The sequence below is a fragment of the Streptomyces sp. CC0208 genome (assembly GCF_003443735.1).
GTDB lineage: Bacteria > Actinomycetota > Actinomycetes > Streptomycetales > Streptomycetaceae > Streptomyces > Streptomyces sviceus.
In genome coordinates this window covers 5,736,524-5,760,243 of sequence record NZ_CP031969.1, presented here as the reverse complement: position 1 = coordinate 5,760,243, position 23,720 = coordinate 5,736,524, and the positions used below count along the sequence as shown (strand labels likewise).

25 protein-coding genes are annotated in these 23,720 nt (G+C 73.2%); 14 read left to right on the top strand and 11 right to left on the bottom strand.

Annotated elements, in window-relative coordinates; genetic code table 11:
- Window positions 1-543 precede the first annotated feature (543 nt).
- The 3 genes from D1369_RS44795 (at window position 544) to D1369_RS26480 (ending at window position 2,262) form a co-directional block, all read left to right on the top strand.
- Window positions 544-768: a TrmO family methyltransferase gene (locus tag D1369_RS44795; RefSeq protein WP_346426751.1), complete on the top strand. Its 225-nt coding sequence runs from the start codon at window positions 544-546 to the stop codon at window positions 766-768.
- A gap of 96 nt (window positions 769-864) precedes the next feature.
- Window positions 865-1,824, top strand: coding sequence for a D-2-hydroxyacid dehydrogenase family protein (locus tag D1369_RS26485; RefSeq protein WP_007382129.1), 960 nt, complete (start codon window positions 865-867; stop codon window positions 1,822-1,824).
- A gap of 138 nt (window positions 1,825-1,962) precedes the next feature.
- Window positions 1,963-2,262 (top strand): chaplin, encoded by a 300-nt coding sequence (locus D1369_RS26480; protein ID WP_037900068.1) that lies wholly within the window; start codon window positions 1,963-1,965, stop codon window positions 2,260-2,262.
- A 140-nt stretch (window positions 2,263-2,402) separates the two neighbouring features.
- Here the strand turns inward: D1369_RS26480 and D1369_RS26475 are convergent, their stop codons facing one another.
- From D1369_RS26475 to chpG, 8 genes are all read right to left on the bottom strand, one after another.
- Window positions 2,403-3,269, bottom strand: coding sequence for a tyrosinase family protein (locus D1369_RS26475; RefSeq protein WP_007382131.1), 867 nt, complete (start codon window positions 3,267-3,269; stop codon window positions 2,403-2,405).
- Window positions 3,253-3,732 carry a tyrosinase cofactor gene (locus D1369_RS26470; protein ID WP_037900069.1) on the bottom strand — a complete coding sequence of 160 codons (480 nt, stop codon included), beginning with the start codon at window positions 3,730-3,732 and terminating at the stop codon, window positions 3,253-3,255. Before D1369_RS26470 ends, D1369_RS26475 begins: the two co-directional genes overlap by 17 nt.
- A gap of 158 nt (window positions 3,733-3,890) precedes the next feature.
- Entirely contained in the window at window positions 3,891-4,403 is a 513-nt protein-coding gene (locus D1369_RS26465; protein ID WP_007382133.1) for a hypothetical protein, read from the bottom strand.
- 123 nt (window positions 4,404-4,526) lie between these two features.
- Window positions 4,527-5,099: a vitamin K epoxide reductase family protein gene (locus D1369_RS26460; protein ID WP_037900072.1), complete on the bottom strand. Its 573-nt coding sequence runs from the start codon at window positions 5,097-5,099 to the stop codon at window positions 4,527-4,529.
- 37 nt (window positions 5,100-5,136) lie between these two features.
- Window positions 5,137-5,637, bottom strand: a complete 501-nt coding sequence (locus D1369_RS26455) for a DUF5949 family protein (RefSeq protein WP_007382135.1) — start codon at window positions 5,635-5,637, stop codon at window positions 5,137-5,139.
- 185 nt (window positions 5,638-5,822) lie between these two features.
- A complete protein-coding gene (locus D1369_RS26450; RefSeq protein ID WP_007382136.1) occupies window positions 5,823-6,104 on the bottom strand; it encodes a hypothetical protein in 282 nt (93 codons plus the stop codon).
- Between the two features lie 148 nt (window positions 6,105-6,252).
- Window positions 6,253-6,765 (bottom strand): hypothetical protein, encoded by a 513-nt coding sequence (locus D1369_RS26445; RefSeq protein ID WP_037900073.1) that lies wholly within the window; start codon window positions 6,763-6,765, stop codon window positions 6,253-6,255.
- 166 nt (window positions 6,766-6,931) lie between these two features.
- Window positions 6,932-7,171 (bottom strand): chaplin ChpG, encoded by a 240-nt coding sequence (gene chpG, locus D1369_RS26440; protein ID WP_037900077.1) that lies wholly within the window; start codon window positions 7,169-7,171, stop codon window positions 6,932-6,934.
- A gap of 257 nt (window positions 7,172-7,428) precedes the next feature.
- Here chpG and D1369_RS26435 point away from each other — a divergent pair, with 257 nt between their 5' ends.
- The 9 genes from D1369_RS26435 to D1369_RS26395 are packed head-to-tail and all read left to right on the top strand — an operon-like array spanning window position 7,429 to window position 18,215.
- Entirely contained in the window at window positions 7,429-8,538 is a 1,110-nt protein-coding gene (locus D1369_RS26435; RefSeq protein WP_007382139.1) for a DUF3344 domain-containing protein, read from the top strand.
- Window positions 8,539-8,587: 49 nt separating this feature from the next.
- Entirely contained in the window at window positions 8,588-9,763 is a 1,176-nt protein-coding gene (locus D1369_RS26430) for a glycosyltransferase (RefSeq protein WP_118082638.1), read from the top strand.
- Window positions 9,760-11,184, top strand: coding sequence for an exopolysaccharide biosynthesis polyprenyl glycosylphosphotransferase (locus D1369_RS26425; protein ID WP_118082637.1), 1,425 nt, complete (start codon window positions 9,760-9,762; stop codon window positions 11,182-11,184). Before D1369_RS26430 ends, D1369_RS26425 begins: the two co-directional genes overlap by 4 nt.
- 6 nt (window positions 11,185-11,190) lie before the next feature.
- Window positions 11,191-12,558 (top strand): O-antigen ligase family protein, encoded by a 1,368-nt coding sequence (locus tag D1369_RS26420; protein WP_037900082.1) that lies wholly within the window; start codon window positions 11,191-11,193, stop codon window positions 12,556-12,558.
- Window positions 12,555-14,585, top strand: a complete 2,031-nt coding sequence (locus D1369_RS26415) for a lipid II flippase MurJ (RefSeq protein WP_240436099.1) — start codon at window positions 12,555-12,557, stop codon at window positions 14,583-14,585. Before D1369_RS26420 ends, D1369_RS26415 begins: the two co-directional genes overlap by 4 nt.
- A complete protein-coding gene (locus tag D1369_RS26410; RefSeq protein ID WP_037900085.1) occupies window positions 14,575-15,327 on the top strand; it encodes a polysaccharide deacetylase family protein in 753 nt (250 codons plus the stop codon). The genes D1369_RS26415 and D1369_RS26410 overlap by 11 nt, the downstream gene beginning before the upstream one ends.
- Window position 15,328: 1 nt before the next feature.
- Entirely contained in the window at window positions 15,329-16,474 is a 1,146-nt protein-coding gene (locus D1369_RS26405; RefSeq protein ID WP_118082636.1) for a glycosyltransferase, read from the top strand.
- Entirely contained in the window at window positions 16,471-17,121 is a 651-nt protein-coding gene (locus D1369_RS26400) for a lipopolysaccharide biosynthesis protein (protein WP_118082635.1), read from the top strand. Before D1369_RS26405 ends, D1369_RS26400 begins: the two co-directional genes overlap by 4 nt.
- Window positions 17,118-18,215 carry a GNAT family N-acetyltransferase gene (locus D1369_RS26395; protein ID WP_007382146.1) on the top strand — a complete coding sequence of 366 codons (1,098 nt, stop codon included), beginning with the start codon at window positions 17,118-17,120 and terminating at the stop codon, window positions 18,213-18,215. The genes D1369_RS26400 and D1369_RS26395 overlap by 4 nt, the downstream gene beginning before the upstream one ends.
- 19 nt (window positions 18,216-18,234) lie before the next feature.
- On the opposite strand, the gene D1369_RS26390 is transcribed toward D1369_RS26395, so the two are convergent.
- A complete protein-coding gene (locus tag D1369_RS26390) occupies window positions 18,235-19,548 on the bottom strand; it encodes a glycosyl hydrolase (RefSeq protein WP_037900091.1) in 1,314 nt (437 codons plus the stop codon).
- A gap of 123 nt (window positions 19,549-19,671) precedes the next feature.
- Between D1369_RS26390 and D1369_RS26385 the strand changes: the two genes are divergently transcribed.
- Both D1369_RS26385 and D1369_RS26380 read left to right on the top strand, forming a co-directional pair.
- Window positions 19,672-20,988: a hypothetical protein gene (locus D1369_RS26385; protein WP_037900093.1), complete on the top strand. Its 1,317-nt coding sequence runs from the start codon at window positions 19,672-19,674 to the stop codon at window positions 20,986-20,988.
- Window positions 20,988-22,274, top strand: a complete 1,287-nt coding sequence (locus tag D1369_RS26380; protein WP_007382149.1) for an NAD(P)-binding domain-containing protein — start codon at window positions 20,988-20,990, stop codon at window positions 22,272-22,274. Before D1369_RS26385 ends, D1369_RS26380 begins: the two co-directional genes overlap by 1 nt.
- 74 nt (window positions 22,275-22,348) lie before the next feature.
- On the opposite strand, the gene D1369_RS26375 is transcribed toward D1369_RS26380, so the two are convergent.
- Window positions 22,349-23,128, bottom strand: coding sequence for a chaplin (locus D1369_RS26375; RefSeq protein ID WP_240436098.1), 780 nt, complete (start codon window positions 23,126-23,128; stop codon window positions 22,349-22,351).
- A 146-nt stretch (window positions 23,129-23,274) separates the two neighbouring features.
- Entirely contained in the window at window positions 23,275-23,502 is a 228-nt protein-coding gene (locus tag D1369_RS26370) for a chaplin (RefSeq protein ID WP_037900099.1), read from the bottom strand.
- Window positions 23,503-23,720: the final 218 nt, after the last annotated feature.

Below are 23,720 nucleotides of genomic sequence, written 5' to 3'. Positions count from 1 at the left end.
GGCGCAGCGTTGTGCATGAGACTCCGTGCCAGCAGCGTGCTTCTGCTGGTCCCACTTGATCGGTCGCTCAACGAGTTCCACGAGACCAGTGAAGCGCGTCTCACCGGCCTCCACAGTCGAATGCGTGTCGAAGTTCGAAGCCGGTAGGGGCCTCCGCGGACAACGCAGCTGGTCAGGACGGCGCTGCACTGCAAGGACCAGGCGCCTTCTAAGCGCTTGGCCGCAGGTTCGAGTCCTGCCGGGGGCGCAAACACCTTCTGACCACGCGGTTCGGGCAGAGGGTTTTTTCATGTCCGCCGCGTGCGGCGGTTGTGGCCAGGCGCCCCGGGGTGGTGCGAGCGCGGGTCCAGCAAGGAAAGGGGCACGTGCGTCCGGAACAAGGAGACCGCCGTCGTACGGCTGGACGCGGACCGCTTCGGGACCGAGGCGCTCGCCGGGCTGGACGGCTTCTCACACCTGGAGATCGTCCACCACTTCGACCGCGTGCCGGTGGAGCGGATCTAGACCGGCGCACGCCATCCGCGCGGCCACACCGACTGGCCGCTGGTCGGCGTCTTCGCCCAGCGCGGCAAGAACCGTCCCCACCGCATCGGCGTCTCCCGCTGCCGGCTGCCGCGCACCGACGGCCTCGACATCCATGTCCAGGGCCTGGACGCCGTCGACGGCACCCCGGTCCTCGGCATCAAGCCCTACCTGGCCGAGTTCGGCCCGCAGGGCCCCACGGACCAGCCCGCCTGGGCGACCGAGATCATGCGCGACCACTACTGACAGCACGGCCCTGACAGTGCGGCGGCGTAGAGTCGATCACCCCGACCGGACCAGGCACCGGACCAGGCACCGGATCAAGCAGGGGGAAGGACCGACATGCGTCTGCGCTGTGCCGTGCTCGACGACTTCCAGCGGGCGGCGACCGAGTCCGCCGACTGGTCACCGCTCGCGGACCGGGTCGACGTCGTCTCCCACGCCGGCCACTTCGCCGACGAGGACGCCCTGGCCGCCGCTCTCGCCGATGCCGACATCGTGGTCACCCTGCGCGAGCGCGTCCCCTTCCCGGCCTCCCTCATCGCCCGCCTGCCCCGGCTGAAACTGCTCATAGCCTCCGGCATGCGCAACTCCGTCATCGACTACGCGGCCGCCGAGGCGCACGGCGTCACCGTCTGCGGTACGGCGAGTTCGTCCACCCCGCCGGTCGAGCTGACCTGGGCGCTGCTGCTGGGCCTGGCCCGCGGGATCGTCGAGGAGAGCAACGCCCTGCGTGCCAACGGCCCCTGGCAGTCCACCGTCGGCGCCGACCTGCACGGCCGCCGGCTCGGACTGCTCGGCCTCGGGAAGATCGGTGGCCGGGTGGCGCAGGTGGGGCTCGCCTTCGGAATGGAAGTCAGCGCCTGGAGCCAGAACCTCACCCGGGAGCGGGCCGACGAGGTGGGCGTGCGGCTGGCCGGCTCCAAGGAACAGCTGCTGGCCGAGAGCGACTTCGTCTCCGTCCACCTCGCTCTCGGCGACCGCACCCGAGGCCTGCTCGGTCCCGCCGAACTCGCCCTGCTCAAGCCCACCGCCTACCTGGTCAACACCTCGCGCGCGGCGATCGTCGACCAGGACGCGCTCCTGGCCGCCCTGCACGAGGGCCGGATCGCCGGGGCGGGCGTCGACGTCTTCGACACCGAGCCCCTGCCCGCCGACCACCCGATGCGCACAGCCCCGCGCCTGCTCGCCACCCCGCACCTGGGCTATGTCTCGCGGGCCAACTACGCGACCTACTACGGCCAGGCCGTCGAGAACATCGAGGCCTACCTGGCGGGTGCACCCGTACGGCGGCTCCCCTGAGAGGTGCGACAGCCGGCTCTCCGCCTCAAGAAGGGTGATCCGCGCAAGAACGCCGTTACCAGGAGTGAACCTTCGCGTTGAAGGGGAAGTGCGACGGCTCGTCCTGCCGCCGCACTCACCGATCAGAAGGAGAACGTGATGTCTCGCATCGCGAAGGCAGCGGGTGTCGTCCTCGGCACCGGTGCCGTGGTCATCGGCGGCGCCGGCCTGGCCCTGGCGGACGCCACTGCCGACGGCGCGGCCATCGGCTCGCCCGGCGTCCTGTCCGGCAACGTCGTTCAGGTCCCGATCCACATCCCGGTCAACGTGTGCGGTAACACCGTCAACGTGGTCGGTCTGCTGAACCCGGCCTTCGGCAACACCTGCGCCAACATCAGTGGCGGCGACAGCCACAAGGGCAACCCGGGCCCGGGTGGGCACAGCAGCTACGGCGGCTGATCGTCCGTACGCGGCACAAGAGCCCCGGCACCTCGAGCGCCGGGGCTCTTCCCCTGTCCGGTCCCATGTCCGGTCCCCTGTCCGACCCCAGGGTCCCAGGGCACCGCAGACGGGGCCGCGGGGTCGCGGGGTCGCGGCACTCAGGCGTACCGGTAGATCCCGCTGACGTCCTCCAGCTGATCCGGCGTCACGTCCCACGGCGGCAGCTTCTCGTGCCGTGCCACCACCCGCTCGTACTGGTCGCTCGCCGGGCCGGGCGGCCTCGCGGGCAGATAGCGGGCGCCGCCGTGCCGCCGCTGCCAGCGGTACCAGCACAGGTCGATGAAGGCGTGGTGCATCCAGAAGACGGGGTCGTTGACGGACGCGCCGCCGACCATGGCACCGCCGACCCAGCGGTGCACCCGGTTGTGGTTGCGCCAGGCGGCACTGCCCCGGCCGCTTCCCCACCCTTCCAGCTTGTTGCGGAAGCCCTTGGTGACCGTCGAGTTCCAGGGCGAGACGTCGTAGACGGGGTCGGCGAGCGCTCCCTCCAGCTCGCTCCTGGTCGGCAGCGCGAGGGGAGCGGCGGCGCGCCCGAGGTCCCGGGTGAGGAACTCCGCGTCGGTGACGCCCTCCGTGAGGGTCCAGTTGCCGCTCGCGTAGGCGAACGGCCCGGTCATCACCTGGCGGTCCGAGCGCCGCCCGTTGCCGCCGAGGAGGTCCTTGGTCCAGGGCGCGGACGTCGTCGTACGGTCCCGGGTCCAGTCCCAGTACGGCACCGTCACCGACGAGTCCACCCGGCGCAGCGCCCGCTCCAGGTCCAGCAGGAAGCGGCGGTGCCAGGGCAGGAAGGAGGGCGCCATGTGGGCCGTCCGCAGGCCGCCCTCGCCGTCGGAGACGTAGTACTGGATGTGGGTGCGCACGAACTCGTCGTACTCGCCGCGCCGTTTGAGCTCCAGCATCGCCTGCACGAACCGCCGCTTCTCGGCGGCGGTCAGCGTGCTGACGTCCTTACGCGTGTACACCATGGTGTCCCCCCATGTGCGCGTGGTCGGCCGTGGTCGTGTCGCGCAGCCGCTGTCCCGGCCCCAGTTCGTCGACGGCCGCGCGGGCCGCCTCCAGAGGGGTCGGGTACGAGCGGTAGTGGTCGACCATGCTCAGCCAGCTGCCGTCGGCGCGGCGCATGAGGTGCAGCGGTCGGCCGTCCACGGTGACGTGCCACGGGGCGGCGTCGACGGGGTGTCCGGCGGCGATCATCCGCGAGCCGCGGATGCGCCGGCCGCGATGGGTCTCGTCGAACTGGTCGGCCGGGTCCCCTGATCGCGCGGACCGGCGCACCGGCCGGGAGGCCGCGACGACGGGGGCCAGCGCCAGCGCCACGGCCGTGACGAGCAGCCCGCGCAGCGCGTCCCGTCGCGCGGTGCGCACCGGCCCGGGTCTCACCGCCCCTGTTTCGGCGCTCGCCACTACCCCACCGACGCTGACGACCATCGTGCACTCCTCGTCCGGTTCCGATGTACACAGCCGTAACCGCCCGAGGGCCCCTGTGGTCACTCCCGCGGTCCGGGTGGTCCCGGGGAGCCTGCGGGCCCGGGTGCCACTGCCCGGCCTCCGGGCCCCTGTGCCGAGTTCGCCGCGTGGGTGCGGTCCTACAGGCCCGGTCCCGTGCCCAGGTCCGCGCCGGGCGCCGTCTGCAGGACCGGGGCGAGGATGCCTGCCTCCGGGAGCTTCGTGTCGGGCAGGCCCATGTGGTCGGGGTTCGGCCGCGTCAGCGGGGCGTCCACGCTCAGGCCGGGCGACAGGGTGCGCAGGTCGGAGGCGGGTACGCCGACATCGGCGTGGTCGAAGCCGGTTCCGAGGACGTGGGGCACGGGCGCGCGCATGCCCGCGCCGGGCAGGCCGCCGGTGATCGGCAGCTGCGGCAGGGTCCGCGCGGGGAGGAGCCGGCCCTCGACGAACTGCGGTCCGTCCGGCTTGCCCGGCTTCGGCAGCGGGATCTCGCCGCTCAGGCTGGGCAGCTCCATGTGGAGGGTCTTCTCCGCGGCTTCCAGCGGCACCGGGACGGGGACCGTGCCGACCGCGACGGCGGGCGCGGCGGCAGAGCCCATGGCGGCCGCGACGCCGGTGACGACGGCGGCAAGGGTTCGGGGGGTCGACTTCATGACAGGTGCGGTCCCTTTCAGGGTTCGGGGGCTCAACGTCCTTATCGCGTAACGATCCTGGGGCGGTCACCAGCGCAAGAATCCCCCGGGTGCCGCAGTAGTACGACGAACCGACAGCGCCGGTCAGCTCGTCCAGAAGTCCCACCAGCGGGTCAGGACCAGCATGCCGACGATCCCGATGTGCAGCACCGGGGGCACCCAGGTGAACTCGTCGAGGAACGTCCTGAGCGGGGCGGGCGCGGGCAGGAACCGATGGCGTACGGCGTGCGAGGCGACGTACCAGAACAGCAGGATCGTGGCGGCCCACGCCAGACAGCACCACAGGCACAGCGCGTTGATCCGGTACAGCGACTGGAACTGCAGCCACGACACGAACCCGACGCCGAACAGGCAGCCGGTGCCGAAGAGCAGCCAGTACCAGCGGGGCAGGCGGGCGCCCGCGAGCAGGCTCACGCCGACGCAGATCACGACGCCGTAGGCGACCAGGCCCAGCATCGGGTTGGGGAACCCGAAGGCCGAGGCCTGGTCGCTCTCCATCACGCTGCCGCAGGACACCACCGGGTTGAGGCTGCACCCGGGGGTGAAGTCCGGGTCCTCGAGCAGCTTCAACTTGTCGAGCGTGATCACCCAGGAGGCCAGCAGCCCGGCCGCCCCCGTGATCACCAGCAGCAGGGCGAAGGCACGGCCCGCGCCCACGGGTGCTCGCGGGTGCTGCCCCGGGCCGGCCACGGCGTCAGGCGCGCAGGCTGCGGGCCGGCAGCACGATGTGCGCGGCGGCGTCCAGGGTCTCGTCGGCGTTGACGAACTCGGCGAGCGCCTCCGGATCGACGGACTCGCCCGGCTCGGCCTCGGTCCAGGCGCGGGTGGTGAAGATCAGGTAGGCGAACCCGCGCGCCTCGACCGCCTCCAGCCACTCCGGCGGCACGGTGCACTGGACGTTGAGCCGCGGCATGGTGAGGACGGCCTGGCCCGCGACGACGAGCAGCCCGACCGGGAGACTGGGCCTGGCGATGCCGTCGACCAGCTCCCGTCCGACTGGCAGGCCGTTGTCCGTCAGCAGCCGCTCGACCGCGGCGGACGTCGCCTCCGGACCGCCCTCGGCGTTCCCGACGGAGCAGACCAGGAGGTGGGGGATGTCGATGCCGTCGGCGTTCTCCCCGCTCCAGGGAAGTACGACGACGGTGCCCAGGTCGGCGGAGCGCAAGGGCCGGGTTTCGCTGGAGGTTGAGGTCACCGGGCGACCATAGCGACGCTCCGGAGGGCCGCCGGCCGCGTTCTCACCCGAGCGGGCGACGGGCCGCCGTCCGTCCACACGAACGAGGGACGGACTCGAACAGCGAAGGGCCGATCCCGTGGCCCTGGACGCCACCACGGAATCGGCCCTTTTCCCGGATTGCTGCGGTGCCGGGAAAAGCGGATTCAGCCGCCCACGGGAAGAACGCCGACAATTCCGCCGTCGTTGTTCAGGTCCCGGGTCGCACCCTTCACGGGGTTGAGCACGGAGTCCTTGTTCTCGGTGTCGAGCGCGTTCGACTGGTGCTGCAGGGGCATCACGTCGATGGGACCCCTGGTGAGCGCGTTCACGGCGCCGTTGAGGCTGGTGGGCGTGAGGTCGGCGCTGTTGTAGGCGAACGCGGGCGCTGCGGCACCGGCGAGGACCAGGGAACCGGCAACGACAGCAGCGGCCTTCAGGGACTTCATCGTGTTCCTTTCTTCGGCAACTCATGTCGCCAGAGGGAATTCTGACGCCGTGCCCAACGAGTTGCGACCGGAGCGGAAACTCCTCCTATGAGTCCTCATATGAAATCCCGCCGACTGGACCGTTCAGCGCGTACGAGAGGCGGCGGGCCTAGCTCGACAGGCCGGGCGTCGGCAGGCTCGGCAGGCTCGGTGCGGGCAGCTTGCCGCCCGGCAGCGTCGCGGCGACGGTGTTGACGAGACTCGTCACCGAGTGGGTGACCGCCGTGGCCACCTGAGCGGCGTCGCCCGAGGTCACCGCCTTGATCAGCTCGTCGATCGCCTTCTGCGGCGCGGCCAGCGTCGTCGGCGCTGTAGGGGTGACCTTGGCGATGGCGTCCTTCACGGCGGTGCCGAGCCTGGTCGCCTCGTCGGCGGGGAGTTGGCCGTTGTCGGCCTTGAGCACGGAGTTCAGCAGGTCGGTGACCGGCGTGAGGACGCCGCCGAGGTCACTCAGGCCCTTGACCTGGGCGAGGAGCGTCTCCGCGTCGGGGAGGGGCACACGGGACGCCGCACGGGTGTGCTCCCGGGCCGGACCCGCGACGGCGGCCGGACCTGCGACGGCGACCAGGAGGGCGGCGCAGAGTGCGGTGGACGCGATACGCCGTGCGGGCAGACCACGCATGGGTGTTCCTTTCGACGAGCATCGGATCTGTGCCCACCGTGAATTCACGCCCCGTGCCCCGCAACCGGTCGATCGCCCCGCGTCCCCCGTTCGGGGCAGCGCAGACCGGCCGCTCTCCCACGCAGGAACACGGGAGGGCGGCCGGTCGAGGCGTGACGTGTGAACGTCAGTCGTTCACGCACTGGTTGCCGAACGCCGGGTTCAGCAGGGCGATGACGTCGACGGTGTTGCCGCAGACGTTGACCGGAACGTGAACCGGGACCTGGACGACGTTGCCCGACAGCACGCCCGGGGAGTGGGCGGCGGCGGCCTGCGCGCCACTGTCGGCGGCGGCGATGCCCGCACCACCGGCGACGGCCGCGGCGGCAACGGAGGTCAGGGCCAGGCCCTTCGCGATACGCGACATGGAGAGTTGCTCCTTGGGGGGTTGACACAACACACCCGGGCGGGATGCCCGGCGTTGTGTCAACGCGCGGCGCCCGCGCGGGTTGTGCCGCCAATGGGGTGATCTACGGAAACCTCGGACATGCGTTTCCGACACAGTTGACGCATATGCCAGAAATAGTCCGAATCGCGGCTAGAGTTGCGGACCTCCCGACGCCCCCACAGACAGCACGTCGCACGCACGGGGCGCCGTACTTTCCCGAAAGGGCACCGCCGGTCATGCGTAATTCCCCGGGTCCACTGCTGCGCCGCGCGATGGCGGGCGTGCTCTCCCTGGCGGCCCCGTGCGCGCCGGTCCGCGCCGAAGCGGTGACGCCCGCCCCGCCCGCCCCGCCGACCGCGCAGGCGCAGCGGCTCCCCTTCACGGAGCGGTACCGCGCGACCCAGCACGGCGGCATCGTCCGCGCGGCCAACACGTCCATCAGCTGCCGTGCCTCCGGCCCGCGGGCCGCATCCGCCTGCCCGGCCGTACGCGCGGGCGGGAAGGGGGTCAACGGCGACTTCGACATGTTCTACGTCGACGTGGACCGCGACCCCAACACCTACAACTCCTCCCGCGCCGAGGTCCGGCTGCCCCAGGGCTCGCGGGTGACGTACGCGCGGCTGTACTGGGGCGGCAATCTGCGGGTGGGCGAGCAGAAGCCGCCGAAGGACAACGGGCGGGTGCTGATCGCCGAGCCGGGCGGCGAGTACAAGGCCCTGCTCGCGGACACCGTGGTGGGCCACCGGGTGACGCACGGCGTGGACGCCTTCCATGCCTCGGCGGACGTCACGAAGCTGGTCCGGGACAGCGGTTCGGGCCTGTACACGGTGGCGCAGGTCAATGTGGCGATGGGCAGGTCGACGGCCGGGGCGTGGGGCGGCTGGACGCTGATGGTGGCCTACGAGAACCCGGACCAGCCGCTGCGGCACCTCGCCGTCTGGGACGGCTTCGACGCCCTGAACGCCCGCACCGCCCAGGAGATCCGCGTGGGCGGGCTGCGCCTGGCGAGGAACGGCACCGGCCGGGTGGGGGTCGTCGTGTACGACGGCGACCGCGGCCGTACGGGTGATTCGTTCACCGTTTCGGCCGGCCGCGGTTCGAACACCGTGCTCTCCGGTCCCGCCGACCCCCGTGACGACGTACTGAACTCGACGATCTCCGAGGCGGGGGCGTCCGCGCCGGAGCGTGTGCCCTCCTACGCGCACACCCTCGGTTACGACTCGGACGTGTTCGAACTCGGAAACGCTCTGTGGCGCGGCGGTGACCACCTGGCCTTCCGGCTCGTTTCCCACCGGGACGCGGCGTGGGCCGGTGCGCTCTTCGTCGTCGTCGATGCCCGGCAGTAGGCGCGTTCCGGCCCGTCCCGAGCCCGTCCGTGAGCGAGGAAACCCCGCAATGCAGCAGTCAGCAACCGACCCCAGGCCGCGGGTCCTGCACCTCACGCAACCCGTGGACGGCGGGGTCGCCCGGGTGGTGACGGACCTGGTGCGGGCCCAGGTCGCCGTCGGCCTGCACGTCACGGTCGCCTGCCCGGAGGCTCCCCTCACCGCGGGCCTGCGGGACCTGGGCGCGGATGTACGGCGGTGGGAGGCGACGCGCTCCCCGGGGCCCGCACTCGTCGGCGAGGTACGGCGGCTCGCCCGGGTGATCGAGGAGGTGCGGCCGGATCTGGTGCACGCGCACAGCGCGAAGGCCGGACTGGCCGGGCGGATCGCCGTGCGGGGACGGATCCCGACCGTGTTCCAGCCGCACGCCTGGTCGTTCGAGGCGGTCGGCGGCGTGACCGCCGCCCTCGCGCTCGGCTGGGAACGGCGTGCAGCGCGCTGGTCCGCGCGGACCGTGTGCGTCAGCGAGGCGGAGCGCCGGACCGGGCTGCGGGCCGGGATCGCGGGACGGTGGAGCGTGATCCCCAACGGGATCGACACCGACCGCTTCCGTCCCGCCGCGGCGGACACCGTACGGGCAAGGCTTCTTCCCGGGGTCGATCCGGCGGCGCCGCTCGTGGTGTGCGTGGGGCGGCTGTGCCGGCAGAAGGGGCAGGACGTCCTGCTGCGGGCGTGGGACGCGGTGCTGCGACGGGTGCCGGGCGCCCGGCTCGTGCTGGTGGGGGACGGACCGGAACGAGACGTGCTGCGCGCACGGGCCCCGGAGTCCGTGCGCTTCGCGGGGGCCGTCGCCGATGCCGTGCCCTGGTACCGGGCCGCCGATCTGGTCGTCCTGCCGTCGCGCTGGGAGGGCATGGCGCTCGCCCCGCTGGAGGCGATGGCCTGCGGGCGGCCCGTGGTGATGACGGACGTGGACGGCGCCCGGGAGAGCCTGCCGCCCGCGCTCGCGTCGCGCTGCCTGGTGCCCCCGCAGAACCCGGCGGCTCTGGCCGACGCCGTCGCCGCACTGCTGCTCGACCCGCCGCTGCGCGAGTCGCTCGGCCACCAGGGGCGCCGTCACGTCCTGTCCACCCATGACGTGCGGCGCGCGTCCGAGGCGGTGGCGGGCCTGTACCGCGACCTGCTCGACGCCGAGCCCGCCGCGCGCCTCGCGCCCACCGAGTACAGGGAGCCAATCCACTCGTGACCGCGGAAAGCACCGTCCCCTCCCCCGGCGGACACGCCCGGGACCTCGGATTCTCAGCCGTCTCGATCCTGCCGCCGCGCGGCCCCGGAGCGGGATTCCGGTTCCCCGCCCGCCGGCCCCCGGCCCGCCCCGCGTCCCCGGTCCCGCTGCTCACCGCGGACCTCGTCGCCGGCCTCGTGGGGACGCTCGCGTTCAGCGGCGCCCAGTGGCGGCCGCTGCTCGTGGCACTGCTGGTGTCGGCGTCGATGCTGCTGCGCCCGCATCCGCCCCGTCAGGTGGCCGGCGTCCTCGACGAACTGCCCGCCGTCTGCGCCAGGATCGCGGTCGCCTGGCTGCTCGTCGCCGCCGCGCCGGCCTCGTACGACGCGGACCGGGCGCTCCCGGCGACCACCCTGCTCGTCGGCTTCCTGCTCCAGTCGGTGACGGCCTGCGTGGGCCGCGGCCTCGTGCGCAGGCAACAGCGCGTGGCCCGGCTGGTCCGTCCGCGCGCCGCCCTCGTCATCGGCCCCGCGGCGACCGCGCAGCGCGTGGCCGCCGCCGTACTGCGCCATCCGGGCTGCGGGGTACGGCCGGTGGGGATCGTGACCGAGGAGCCCGACGGCGGTGAGGGGCTGCCCGTGCTGACGACCGGCGAGGAGGTCGAGCGGGCGCTCATCCAGAACGGCGTACGGGAGGTCCTGACCGTGCATCCGTCCGTACGGTCCCGGCAGGGGCCGCTGCTGCGGGCGCTCGCGGAGTCGGGCTGCGCGGTGTGGGAGATCGACGCGGAGTCGCCGTCGTACGAGATGCGGGAGCAGCTCGCCGGGTTCTCCTGCCGGCGTCTGGTGATCGGGTCGCGGCGGCGCGGCAGTGCCGGGAAGCGGGCGCTGGACGTGGCCGTGTCCGGGGCGCTGCTGTTGCTGGTCAGTCCGCTGCTGCTGGTGTGCGCGGTGGCGCTGCGGCTGAGCGGCGGGCCGGGCGTGGTGTTCCGGCAGGAGCGGATCGGCAAGGACGGGAAGCCGTTCACGCTGCTGAAGTTCCGCACCCACCGGCCGGTGGACGCGCACGAGGCGGCGACGCGCTGGAGCGTGGCGAACGAGCACCAGATGCCGTGGCTGTGCCGCTTCCTACGACGCACCTCGCTGGACGAACTGCTCCAGCTGTGGAACGTCCTGCGGGGCGACATGAGCCTGGTCGGTCCGCGGCCGGAACGCCCGTACTTCGTCGCGAAGTTCAGCCAGACCTACCCCGGCTACGCGGCCCGTCACCGGATGCGGACCGGCATCACCGGGCTCGCCCAGATCAACGGCCTGCGCGGTGACACCTCGATCGAGGACCGCTGCCGGTTCGACAACGCGTACATCGACAACTGGTCGCTGTGGCAGGACTTCTGCATCCTGCTGCGCACCGCGGCCGCGCTCGTGCGTCCGACGGGGAGCTGAGCGCGCATGAGTCTCGCCCTGAGCCTGCCGCGGGTACGGGAGTTCTCTCCCGTCCTGCCGGTGGTGGCCGTGGTCGCCCTGCTGGCGCTGCCGGTGTCGCCGACCGCCGAGAGCGGTGCGGGACCGGCCGACGCGGTCTCCGGACTGGTGGTGCTGTACTGCGTGATCCGTCTGCTGCGGGAGCGGCGGCGGCCCCTGTCACGGACGGCGGCCGCCGTGCTCGGCCTGCCGGTGGCCGCTCTGGCCGTCGCCGCGGTGGGCGCGTCCTCACCGGTGGCCGGGCTCACCGGCATGGGCCGCTACCTCCAGGTCTTCGTGGTGGTCCCGGCGGCCGTGCTGCTGCTGGTCCGGGACCGGCGTGACTTCCGGCTGCTGGCCTGGGCGTTGGTGGCTCTCGCCGGGTGGCAGGGCGCGATCGGCGTGCACCAGTACGCGACCGGGACCGGCGCCTCCTACCAGGGGGCGGACATCCGGGCCGTCGGCACCTTCGGGCCGGCGGACGTGATGGGGATGGCGACCATCGTCTCCTTCGGGCTGGTCTGCGCGCTCGGGCTGGCGCTCGGACGGGCGTCGGCACGGCAGCGGGCGGTCGCCGCCGGGTGCGCGCTCGCGCTGCTGCTGCCGCTCGCGTTGTCCTTCAGCCGAGGTGCGTGGATCGCCACAGCCGTGACCTGCTCGGTGCAGCTGGTGCTGGCCGGGCTGCGGCGGGCGCTGGTGGTGGGGGCCGTGGTGGCCGCCGTCGGCGTGATCCTGGTGGGCGGGTTCGGGGTCGGTTCGGCGCAGCTGCAGGAGCGGATCAGCAGCATCACGCGGGTCACCGACGCCCCCGACCAGTCCGTGACCGACCGGTACACGATGTGGGCGGCGGCCGTCGGCATGTGGCGCGAACAGCCGCTGATGGGCGTGGGGTTGAAGGGTTTCCCCGAACAGCGGGACGCGCACGCCTCGCTGGCCCTGTCCGCCGGCAGTGACACGGAGGGCGCGGGTGCGGCCTTCCGCCGGCAGCCGCTGCTGTCCCCGCACAACATGTACCTCCTCGTGCTCGCCGAACAGGGCCTGGTCGGCCTGCTCGCCCTCGCGGGCAGCTGGCTGGCGCTGCTGGTGTGCGGACTGCGGGGGCTGGTGCGGGCGCGCGGGTCCGGGCGGGGGCTCGACTGCGCGCTCGTCGGCTGCGGGCTGCTGGTGTGGCAGCTGACGGACTTCGCGTACGCGGACATCGGCGGCCCCTCAACGGTGCTGACCGCGGTGTGCTTCGGGGTGGTGGCGTGGTGGGCGCTGGTCGGCAGCGGTGCCGTGCCGGTGCGGGCCGGGGCCGGTTCCGTGACGGCGCGGGCCGGTGCCGCCGACGAGGCCGAGGAGGCCGGAACCCGATGACGGTGACGCCTCCTCATGCCTCCGGGTCGGCCGGGACGGGCCCCTCCGGGTCGGCCGGGGCGGATCCCTCCGGCTCCGGCCCCGCCTACGACGGCGGCGGCTCCAGCTCCGACTCCGGCCCCGCCTTCGGATGCCCCGGCTCCAACTCCGAACCCGACCCCGTCTCCCGCTCCGCCGAATGGCGCCCCTTCCCCGGCCCCACCTCCGGGTCCCTCGGTTCGCACTATGCCCCGGGCCCCGCCTCCGGTGCAGTCGGCTCCAGCTCGGATCCCCGCCTCGCCTCCGACACCCACGGCTCCCACTCCGCTCCCGGCCCCGCCTACGAGCGCCCCGGCCCCGGTGAGTCCCGAGCCGGGACGAAGGCCCCCGTCGGCGGCCCGCTTCCCGTTCCCTCGGCGCGTACCGCTGCCAGGCCGGGTCACGGTGTTCCCGAGCTTCCGCCCGTCTCCCGTCGTTTCCTCGCCAAAGCCACCGCTGTCACCGCCGCGCTGTCCGTCGCCGGGGCGTTGCTCGGGCTGGTGCGGGATCAGTCGTTGGCGCGGTTGTTCGGGGCCGGGAGCGGGACGGACGCCTTCCTGGTGGCGTGGACCGTGCCGGAGTTCGCGTCCACGCTGCTCATCGAGGACGGGCTGGCCTTCGTGCTGATCCCGGCGTTCAGCCTGGCCCTGGCCCGGCGTGCCCGGGGTGTTCCCGGCGACCCGGTCCGTGCCCTCGTCGCCGCCACCCTGCCCCGCCTGACCCTGGTCTTCGTCGCCGCGTCCGCGCTGATCGTCGCCACCGCCCCCTACCTGGTCGAGGCGCTGGCTCCGGGCCTGCCCGACCCCGCCCTGGCCGTGGACTGCACCCGGCTCACCGCGACCTGTGTGCTGAGCTTCGGGCTCGCCGGGTACTGCAGCGCGGCGCTGCGGGCGCACCGGCGGTTCCTGATGCCGGGCGCGATCTACGTGGCGTACAACGCCGGCATCATCACGGCGATGTTCGTGCTGGGCGGCGACTGGGGGGTGCGGTCGGCCGCCGTGGGTGTCGCGGCGGGCGGTGCCCTCATGGTGGCGGTCCAACTCCCCGCGGTGTGGCGGCAGTTGCGCCACTCCCCGGTGCGCCGGGAGGAGCCCGCCGAGACCCCGGACCGGGCGGTGACCCTGGCGCTCGTCGCCCCCATCCTGCTCTTCGCGCTGTGCCGGCAGTCCCAGGTCCTCGTCGAGCGCTTCCTCGCATCCACTCTCCCCGCCGGGGCCATCTCGCACCTGAACTACGCGCAGAAGGTGGCCCAGATCCCGATGACCCTGTCGCTGATGCTGTGCACGGTCACCTTCCCGGTGGTCGCGCGGGCCCTGGCCGACGGCGACACCGAGCGGGCCCGTACCCGTGTGGAGCGGGACCTGGCGCTGGCCGCCTGCATGGTGCTGCTCGGTGCGGCCACGGTGATCGCGTGCGCCCCGCAGATCATCGAACTCCTCTTCCAGCGCGGCGCGTTCACCGCCCGGGACACGACGGCCACGGCGGGCGTGATGCGCGTGTACGCCCTCGGGCTGCTCGGTCAGACCATGGTCGGCGTACTGGTCCGCTCGTACTTCTCGGCGGGCCGCCCCACCTGGTACCCGGTCTGCGCGATGGCCGCGGGCATCCTCGTCACCTCGTGGTCCGGCGCCTGGGCGGCGGCCCCCTGGGGCGTGTCCGGGATCGCCGCCGCCAACGCCGCCGGGATCACCGTGACGGCGTCGCTGCTGCTCGCCGGCATGGGGACGACGCACCGGGGCGTCCCGCGCGGGATCCCCGTGCGTACCCGGCAGGTGCTCGCGGAGCTGAGCCGGCCGGTGTGCGCGGCCGCGGTCGCGACGCCGGCGGGCGGGCTCGTCGCGAGCCGGGCCGGGGGGCCGCTGCCGGGACTGCTCGCGGGGGCGGCGACCGTGGCCGCCGTGTTCGTGCTGCTCGGCCTGGCCCTGGGCGCCCGGGGCTTCGCACCCGCCCTCCGTTCCGTACGGGTCGCCGCCCGTACCTTCACCCGAAGGCTCACGCATGGCCGTTGACTCCGCCGGTACCCGTACGGCGCCCCGCCCCGGCCCCGCTCCCTGGGTGGCGATGTACCACTCGGTGACGGACTGCCCGGACGACCCGTACCGCATCACCGTCACTCCCGACCGGCTGGAACGGCAGCTGAGATGGCTCGCCGTGCGGGGTGTGCGGGGTGTGTCCATGGCCGAACTGCTGGCCGCACGCGCGCGCGGCGAGGGCCGGCGCCTTGCGGGACTCACCTTCGACGACGGCTACGCCGACTTCGTCGACCACGCCCTGCCCGTGCTGCGCCGGCTGGACTTCGGCGCCACCCTCTTCGTACTGCCCGGCCGGCTCGGCGGCGACAACGCCTGGGACCCGCTGGGGCCCCGCAAGCCGCTCCTGACGGCCGACGGCATCCGGCAGGCGGCACGGGCGGGGATCGAGGTCGGCTCGCACGGGCTGACGCACATCGACCTGACGGCGGCGGACGACCTCCGGCTGAAGGCCGAGGTCGTCGAGAGCCGGGCCGTGCTGGAGGACCTGCTCGAGGCGCCGGTGGAGGGCTTCTGCTACCCCTACGGCACGCTCGACCGGCGGACCGTCGAGGCCGTACGGAGCGCTGGGTACCGCTACGCCTGCGCCATCGACCCCGGCCCGCTCACCGGGCCGCTCGCCCTCCCCCGCGTCCACGTCGGACAGAACGACGACGCCGTACGCCTGTTCCTCAAGTACCGGCTGCACCGGCTGCGGCGCCGTCCCGTGGAAGGTCTGTGACATGAGGGCCCTGCACATCATCACCGGCCTCGGCGTCGGCGGCGCCGAGCAGCAACTGCGGCTCCTGCTGCGCCACTTGCCCGTCGACTGCGAGGTCGTGACGCTCACCAACCCGGGCGCGGTCGCCGACGGGCTCGTCGCGGACGGGGTGCGGGTCACACACCTCGGCATGGCCGGCAACCGCGACCTGGCCGCGCTGCCCCGGCTGGTCCGGCTCATCCGCCGGGGCCGCTACGACCTCGTGCACACCCACCTCTACCGGGCCTGCGTCTACGGCCGGCTCGCCGCGCGCCTCGCGGGCGTCCGGGCGGTGGTGGCCACCGAACACTCGCTCGGCGACTCGCAGATGGAGGGGCGCAGCCTCACCTCGGGTGTCCGGGCGCTGTATCTGGCCAGCGAGCGGCTCGGCCGGGCCACCGTCGCCGTCTCCCCCACGGTCGCCGAGCGGCTCAGGCGCTGGGGGGTGCCCGGCCCGCGGATCGCGGTCGTCCCGAACGGCATCGACCTGGACCGCTTCCGCTTCGACCCGGCACAGCGGCTGCGCACCCGCCAACGACTCGGGCTTCCGGAGACCGCGTACGTCGTCGGCGGCATCGGCCGGCTCACGGCGGCCAAGCGGTTCGACGTACTCATCCACGCCCTCGCCCAACTCCCGGACAACTTCTGGCTGTTGCTGGTCGGCGGCGGGCCCGAGGAGCACGTCCTGCGGCGCACCGCGCACGCGGCCGGGGTGGCGGACCGCGTCCTGTTCACCGGCGAACGCCCCTGCGTACCCGACGGTTCCCCCGGCCCCGACCTCCCCTCGCTCACCTCCGCGATGGATCTGCTCGCCTCGCCGTGCCCCGAGGAGTCGTTCGGACTGGCCGTCGTGGAGGCCCTGGCCGCAGGGCTGCCGGTCCGCTACGCCGCCTGTCCGGCGGTCGAGGACCTGCCCCCGCACTCCGCGCCGGCCGCGCGCCGCGTGACCGGGGGTCCCGACGCGTTCGCCCGGGCGCTGGTGGCGGCCCGCGCCGAGGGCCCCCTCGCGCGCACCGCACCCGACGCCGCCCACCACTACAGCATCGCCCGCAGCGCCGCGCGGCTCATGGACGTCTACGCGGCCGCCCATTCCTCGCCCTCGTCACCTCACGGAGTCAGTTCCTCATGACCGAGAATCCCACCGGCCCCCGCCGCCCGTCCCCCGCCCGTGTGAGGGCGCTGCCGGCCTGGTCCCTGCTCGCGGCCGGTGTCCTCGCCGGCGGTCTGCTCGGCGGCACGTACGGCCTGGTCAGGACGCCGACGTACACGGCCACCAGCTATGTCGTCGCCGTACCGATCGAGAAGTCCGACTCCGCGACCGCGCTGGGTTTCGCGCAGGCCTACGGCCGGGTCGCCACGCAGCTCGCGGTGCTCGGGGACGCGCAGGTGTGGGCGGGTGTGCCGGTGCGGACGCTGGAGTCGAGCGTGCAGACGGCGACCTCGCCGGACGCCCCGATGGTGGCGATCACGGCGACCTCCTCGAGCCCGGACCTCGCCGTCGACATGGCCAACGCCGTCTCGCGCGCGCTGACCCGGCACGCGACCGACTCCCGGGCCGACACCCACGTCGAGCTCCGGCAGTTCGCCCGCGCCACCCGTCCGGGCGGGCCGTCCTCGGCGTCCCCGGCGGTGACGGGTCTGGTGGGGGCGAGCGCGGGCGGTCTGCTCGGCGGCCTTGTGCTGCTGGTCCGGCCCCGCCGGGCCACGGACGAACCCGCACGGCCACCGTCCGTGCCGAGCCCGGCCACCGCCGCCGATGTCCACGGACAGCTGTGAAGTACAGCGTCGAACTCGTCACCGACGACAGCGCGTTCGCCGAACTCGCCCCGGACTGGCACCAGTTGTACGGGAGGTGCGCGGCGGCGACCCCGTTCCAGAGCCACGCCTGGCTGCACTCGTGGTGGCTGTCCTACGGCAGCCGCGGCCGGCTGCGCCTCCTGCTGGTCCGCGACGGCCGCGAACTCGTCGCCGCCGCCCCGCTGATGCGGGTACGCCGTCCGGTGCCGACCCTCGTGCCGCTCGGCGGGGCGATCTCCGACTACGGGGACGTGCTGCTGGACGACGAGCGCGGCGAGGAGGCGGTGACCGCGCTGACCGAGGGGCTCGCCTCGGTGGCCCGCACCGCACTGATCGACTTCCGTGAGGTACGGCCCGGGGGCGCGGCCGAGCGGATCTACGACCGCTGGCACGGACCGCGCCGCCGGGTCAGCGACTCGCTGTGCCTGGAGCTGCCCGCCGTGCCCATGGACGAACTGGTCGCCCGGCTGCCCTCGGCGAAGGCCCAGCGGGTGCGGGCCAAGCTGCGCAAGCTGACCGCGCTCGGCGTCGAGCGTCAGGTGGTGCGGCCGGAGGAGGTCGACACGGCGCTGCGGCGGCTGCTGGAGCTGCACCAGCTCCAGTGGCAGGGACGGAAGGTGACGTCGGAGCATCTGCGGACACGGTTCTGCGACCACCTGGTGCGGTCGGTCGGGCCGATGGTGCGCACGGGGGACGCCGTCGTCACCGAGTTCCGGCTGGGCGAGGACGTGGTGGCGGTGGACCTGACGCTGCTGTCGCGACGGCTGGCGGGCGGCTATCTCTACGGCGCCCACCCGCGGCTGCGGGAGTGCAAGGCGGACGTGGCGGTGATGCTGCTGGACGCGTGCGCCGAGCACACCCGTGCCGGCGGACGCGGCACGCTGAGCCTGCTGCGCGGCAACGAGCCCTACAAGCATCACTGGCGCCCCGAACCGGTCGTCAACCAGCGGCTGTTGCTGGCCCGGCGACGCACCGCCCCGCTGCTGTCGGCGACGCTGTGCGACGTGGCCGCCCGGCGGCTGGGCAAGGAACTGGTGCGACGGTGGAGGGAGCGCGGTGGCGACGGGCCGTGACCGACCCGCCGCCTGGGGTTCACCGGCTGCGCGACCACCAGTCGAGGCGCAGGCACAGCTTCCCGCCGAGCCAGTACTCGACCCAGTCGCCCAGTTGCAGCGGCGAGCAGTTGGCCGGGGGCACGGGCGTGACCGGTGCGGTGGGAACGGCCGGAGTCGTCGGTGTGGGCGGAGTGGTCGGTGTGGTGGTCCCGCCGGGCTTGGTCGGCTCCGGGGTCGGATTCTCGGTGCGGCCGGAGAGCACGGACCGGTAGACCTGGGAGGACCTGGGGTTGTCGGCGCACTGCCAGACACCGTGCGGACAGTAGTCCGTCAGCGTGTTGTACAGCGGCTTGTGCGCGTCCATCCACGCGAGCATGGCCCGCATGTACTCGGAATTGTCACCGTTGCGGAAAAGCCCCCATTCCGGATAGGAGATGGCCTTTCCGTGCGCCTTCGCGAAATCCACCTGGGCCTGGAGGCCGTACGGCTCTGTCACCTGCTGCTCGAACGACAGTCCGCTGGGCTGGTCGTACGAATCCATTCCGATGATGTCGACCGTGTCGTCCCCGGGATAACACTCCGTCCAGGGAACGGCGTCCCGGCCGCGGCTCGGAGCGAAGTCGAAGCGGAATTTCTGGCCCGGCACCGCGCGCATCGTGGTGACGATCCGCTTCCAGTACGTCTTCCACGCCTCCGGGTCGGGTCCGCAGCGGTGGGTGTACGTGGTGCCGTTCATCTCCCAGCCGAGGACGACGACCGTGTCCGGCACCTTCAGCTCGACCAGCCGCTCGGCGAGCGCGCGGAAGTGGCGGTCGAACTCCCCGGCGACGCCCCGGCGCAGCAGCTGCCGTACCTCGGAGTCGGAGACGTTCTCCTCGTTGCGCTCCATCATGGGCACGTTGAGGACCAGCATCCGGTCGGCCTGCCGGGTACGCCAGTCCGCCCACACGTCGAGGAAGCCGTGCCGGCCCTCGATGTTGGTCCAGCGGTCGCCGGGCAGATAGGTGTGCCCGACGCGCAGCTCGGCACCGCCCAGCCAGTGGCTGAGCTCGGCGATGCGGGCCACGCCTCGGGGGCCATAGTCGAGGTAGGCGCCGAAGGCCGGACCGCTCTTCGCCGGTGAGGTCGGCGTGGCCGGGGCCGGTGGCACCGGCGGGATCGTCGGGGCCGGCGGGGTGACCGCCGACGCGGGGATCGGCGGGGCGACCGTGGGTGTCGGAGCGGGCGGATCGGCGACCCGCGCCGTCCCCGCGGCGAAACAGGGACCCGATGCCAGGACGACCGACGCGGCGACCGCCGCCGTGGTGACCGCCAGTCGTCGGGAACGGGCCCCTCGCTGCTGTGAGGACATGCCTGCTCCTTTCTCTCCGATAACTGACACTCAGTCACATCAATATGACCAACGCCACCGTGGTTACGGCTTTCGAGTGCACCGATCGCCCGCCCGAGTGAAACCACCCGAAGGAAAATGCCCGTGTTGCTGCTCGACACCCGAGTTCCCGCCGTCCTGCTGCGGATCGACCGCAATCCCTTTCACCACGGAACACTGGGGGCCGTACGCTCACTCGGCAGGGCGGGGGTCCACGTCCATCTCGTCGCGGATTCCACCGGAAGTCCGGTACGGCAATCCCGTTTCGTACGCCAGATCCACCCCCCGCCGCCGCCCGGCGCCTCCCTCGGTGACATCGCCGCCGCACTGCGCCGGATCGCGACCGGCGTCGCGCGTCCGGCCGTGCTGATCCCGATGGACGACGCGAGCGGGATCGCGGTGGGCCGGCTGCGCGAGGAACTGGCCCCCGCCTATCTGCTGCCCCAGCAGCCGGGCACGCTGCCCGAACGCGTCGCCGACAAGGCGGAACTGGCCGAGGTGTGCGCGGCGGCGGGCGTGCCTCATCCGGAGACGGTCATCCCGGAGAGCGCCGAGCACGCCGAGAGCGCCGCCCGGGGACTGGGGCTCCCGGTGATCGCCAAGTGGAGCAGGCCCTGGCTCGTGCCCCCGGGGACCGGACTGCGCAGCACGAGCGTGGTCCGCTCGGCGCAGGAGGCGCGGGACCTGTACCTGCGCACCGGGGAGGCCGGCAGCCGACTGCTGCTGCAGGCGTTCCTGCCTCCGGGTCCGGACCGGGACTGGTTCTTCCACGGATACGCCGACCGTTCCGGGACCGTGCGCGGCGGCGGCCCCGGCGTCAAGACACGGGCCTGGCCGCGCGGCGCCGGGCTGACGGCGGTGGGTCGCTGGGCACCCAACGCGCAGGTACAGCTGCTCGCCGAGCGGCTGGCGGCCAAGCTGGGTTACCGCGGCATCTTCGACCTCGACTTCCGCCGCTGCGGCGCGACGGGGCGCTATCACCTGCTCGACTTCAACCCACGCCCCGGAGCGCAGTTCCGGCTCTTCACCGACTCCGCCGGGCTGGACGTCGTACGCGCCCTGCACCTCGACCTGACCCATCGTCCGCTGCCGGACGGCGTGCCGCTGCCGGGGCGGGAGTTCGTGGTCGAGAACTACGCGCCGCTGACCGCGCTGCGGCCCGCCCCTCCCGCCGGCCGCGAACTGGCCTGGAACGCCCGGGACGACCAGGGCCCCGGGCAGGCGCTGTGGGGCCTGTGGGCGCGCCATGTGTCGGGTCGGCTGCTGGACCGCGTACGCGGGGCGGCCGCCGGGGCCTCGGCACACACCCCCGCACCCGCCGGGCACCACGCGGCACCCACCCCCCAGACCATCGAGTTGCCCCACGCCATGTCCCGCGATCTGTCCGAAGACGTCTCTGACGAGAAGGCGAGCAGTTACTGATGTACGACCTGCTGGTGGTGGGCGCCGGGCCCTACGGCCTGTCCATCGCGTCCCACGCCGCGGCCGCCGGGCTGAGACTGCGCGTCTTCGGCCGGCCCATGGCGTCCTGGCGCGACCACATGCCCCGCGGCATGTTCCTCAAGTCGGAGCCCTGGGCCTCCAACCTCTCGGACCCGCACGGCCGTTGGCAGCTGGACCGGTACTGCGCGGACCGGGGGGTGGCGGCCCGGCACGGGGAGCCGATCCCGGTGGAGACGTTCGCCGAGTACGGCCTGTGGTTCGCGCGCAACGCCGCGCCCGAGGTCGACGAACGCACCGTGACCCGGGTGACCCCCTGCCCCGGCGGCTTCGAGGCGGTCACGGAGGACGGCCAGTCCGTGTACGCCCGTACGGTCGCCCTGGCGGTCGGCGTGATCCCCTTCGTCGAGATCCCGCCGGCCCTGCGCGACCTGCCCCCGTCCCTCGTCTCGCACAGCAGCCACCACCACGACCTCTCCCGCTTCCGCGGCCGGGACGTGACGGTCGTCGGCGGCGGCCAGGCGGCCCTGGAGACCGCGGCCCTCCTCGCCGAACAGGACACACGGGTACGGGTGTTGGTGCGTGCCGCCCACCTGTCCTGGAACGACGTGCCACCGCCGTGGGAACGCCCCTGGTGGCAGTCGGCCCGCGCCCCGCACAGCGGCCTGGGCTGCGGCTGGCGCAACTGGTTCTACTCCGAACGCCCCGGCCTCTTCCATCGCCTCCCGGAATCGACCCGGGCCCGCGTCGCCGCGACGGCACTCGGCCCGGCGGGCGCGTGGTGGGTGCGGGAGCGGGTCGAGGGGGCGGTGGAGGTACTGCCCGGCCACGAGGTCGCGGCGGCCCGATCGGTGAGGGACGGGGACGGGGTACGGCTGGAGGTGGTCCACCGGACAGGTGCCGAGGGGCCCGGAGTCCTGGCGTCTCTGGAAACCGAACACGTCATCGCGGCCACGGGCTTCACGGCCGGCTGTGACCGTCTGACCCTTCTCGATCCCGAGCTGCGCACCGGCCTCACCAGGACCGGGGCCGGTTCACCTCGGGTGACCTCAGCCTTCGAGTCCTCCCACCCCGGCCTCTTCCTGGCCGGCCTGATCACCGCCCCGGGCTTCGGCCCGGCGATGCGGTTCGTCCAGGGGGCGGCCTACACGGCGGAGACCTTGGTGCGGGGGGTGCGACGCAGGCTGCGGGCCGGGGACGTGGGAGCGGTGGTGCCGGCGCCGGGGAGGCGGGGGCACAGCGGGGCACCGGCGGACGCGCGCGGCTGACGCGGGCCGGCCCGGGGTCTGCCGCGTGTACCGGGCCGCGGGTGCCGGACGTTCGCTGTCCGGCACCCGGCGCACTATCGGCGGGAGGCGGCTCGGCCCCGGCGGTACAGGACGACCCCGCCCACGATCATCGCGGCGCTGGCACCCGATGCGGCCAGCATGGCCTCGGCACCGGTGTGGGGCAGCTGGGGCGGGGGCATGTGGTGGCCACCGGGAGGCGGGGTGTGCTCGCCCCCGGGCGGAGGCGTGTGATCGCCACCGGGAGGCGGCGTGTGGTCACCCGGCGGAGGGGTGTGGTCCCCACCAGGAGGCGGAGTGTGATCGCCACCAGGAGGCGGAGTGTGGTCACCCGGCGGAGGCGTGTGGTCCCCACCAGGAGGCGGAGTGTGGTCACCCGGCGGAGGGGTGTGATCCCCACCCGGCGGAGGTGTGTGATGGCCACCAGGAGGTGGCGTGTGGTGGTCGTCCGGCGGAGGCGTGTGGTCGCCGTAGCCGCCGCCCTCCTCGTGCCCGGGGTTGTCGCCGTAACCGCCGCCCTCCTCGTGCCCCGGGTTGTCGCCGTAACCGCCGCCCCCCTCCTGCCCGGAGTCGTCGCCGTAACCCGAATCGTCGCCGTGCGGCACGCCACGGGTACCGTGTGTGCCCGAACTCGGTTCGACGGCACAGGAGTTACCGAACGCCGGGTTGAGCGCGGCGGCCGCGTCGACGGAGTCGCCGCAGGCGTTGACGGGGACATCGACGGGCGCCGCCACACTGTCGCCGGACAGGACGCCGGCCGAATCCGTGGCGGCCCCGCTCGTGCGCGTGTCGGCGAGGACGGGGCTGCTGCTGCACAGGGACAGAATGCTTGTCACGGCGGCGGCCGCGACCATTCCCCTACTCAGGGTCTGTCGCAATCTCGTTGTCTTCCTGCTTGTAGAAGTGGGAAAAGCCGGCCCCGGACGGAATCGAGCGGTCCAAGGCCGGCCAGGACAGCCGGTACGGCTGAGGTGTTACGAGGTCAGTCGTTCACGCACACGTTGCCGAACGCCGGGTTCAGCGCACCGATGACGTTGACCGTGTTCCCGCACACGTTGACCGGCACGTGGATGGGGATCTGGACGACGTTGCCCGAGAGGACACCCGGGGAACCGATGGCGGCACCCTGGGCTTCGGCGTCCGCGAAGGCCGGGGCGGCCACGCCGAAGGCCATGATCACGCCCGCGGCGACAGCGGCGGTCTTCTTCATGAGATTTCCCTTCTCTGCGGTCATGCCCCTTTGTCGGCGTGTGACCGAGCGAGCGCAGACGGAGCGGCTCGCGTCATGACCTGCAGCCTGTAGAACGAGGGATAGCCGACGGAGAAACTACCGAACGCGTGGCGCGGGAGAATTCACTCGATCGCCCTGTGCCGTCACTCATTTCACCGTCGCCCACACGGGAAAAGGCCCACGCGAAAAACCCGGAC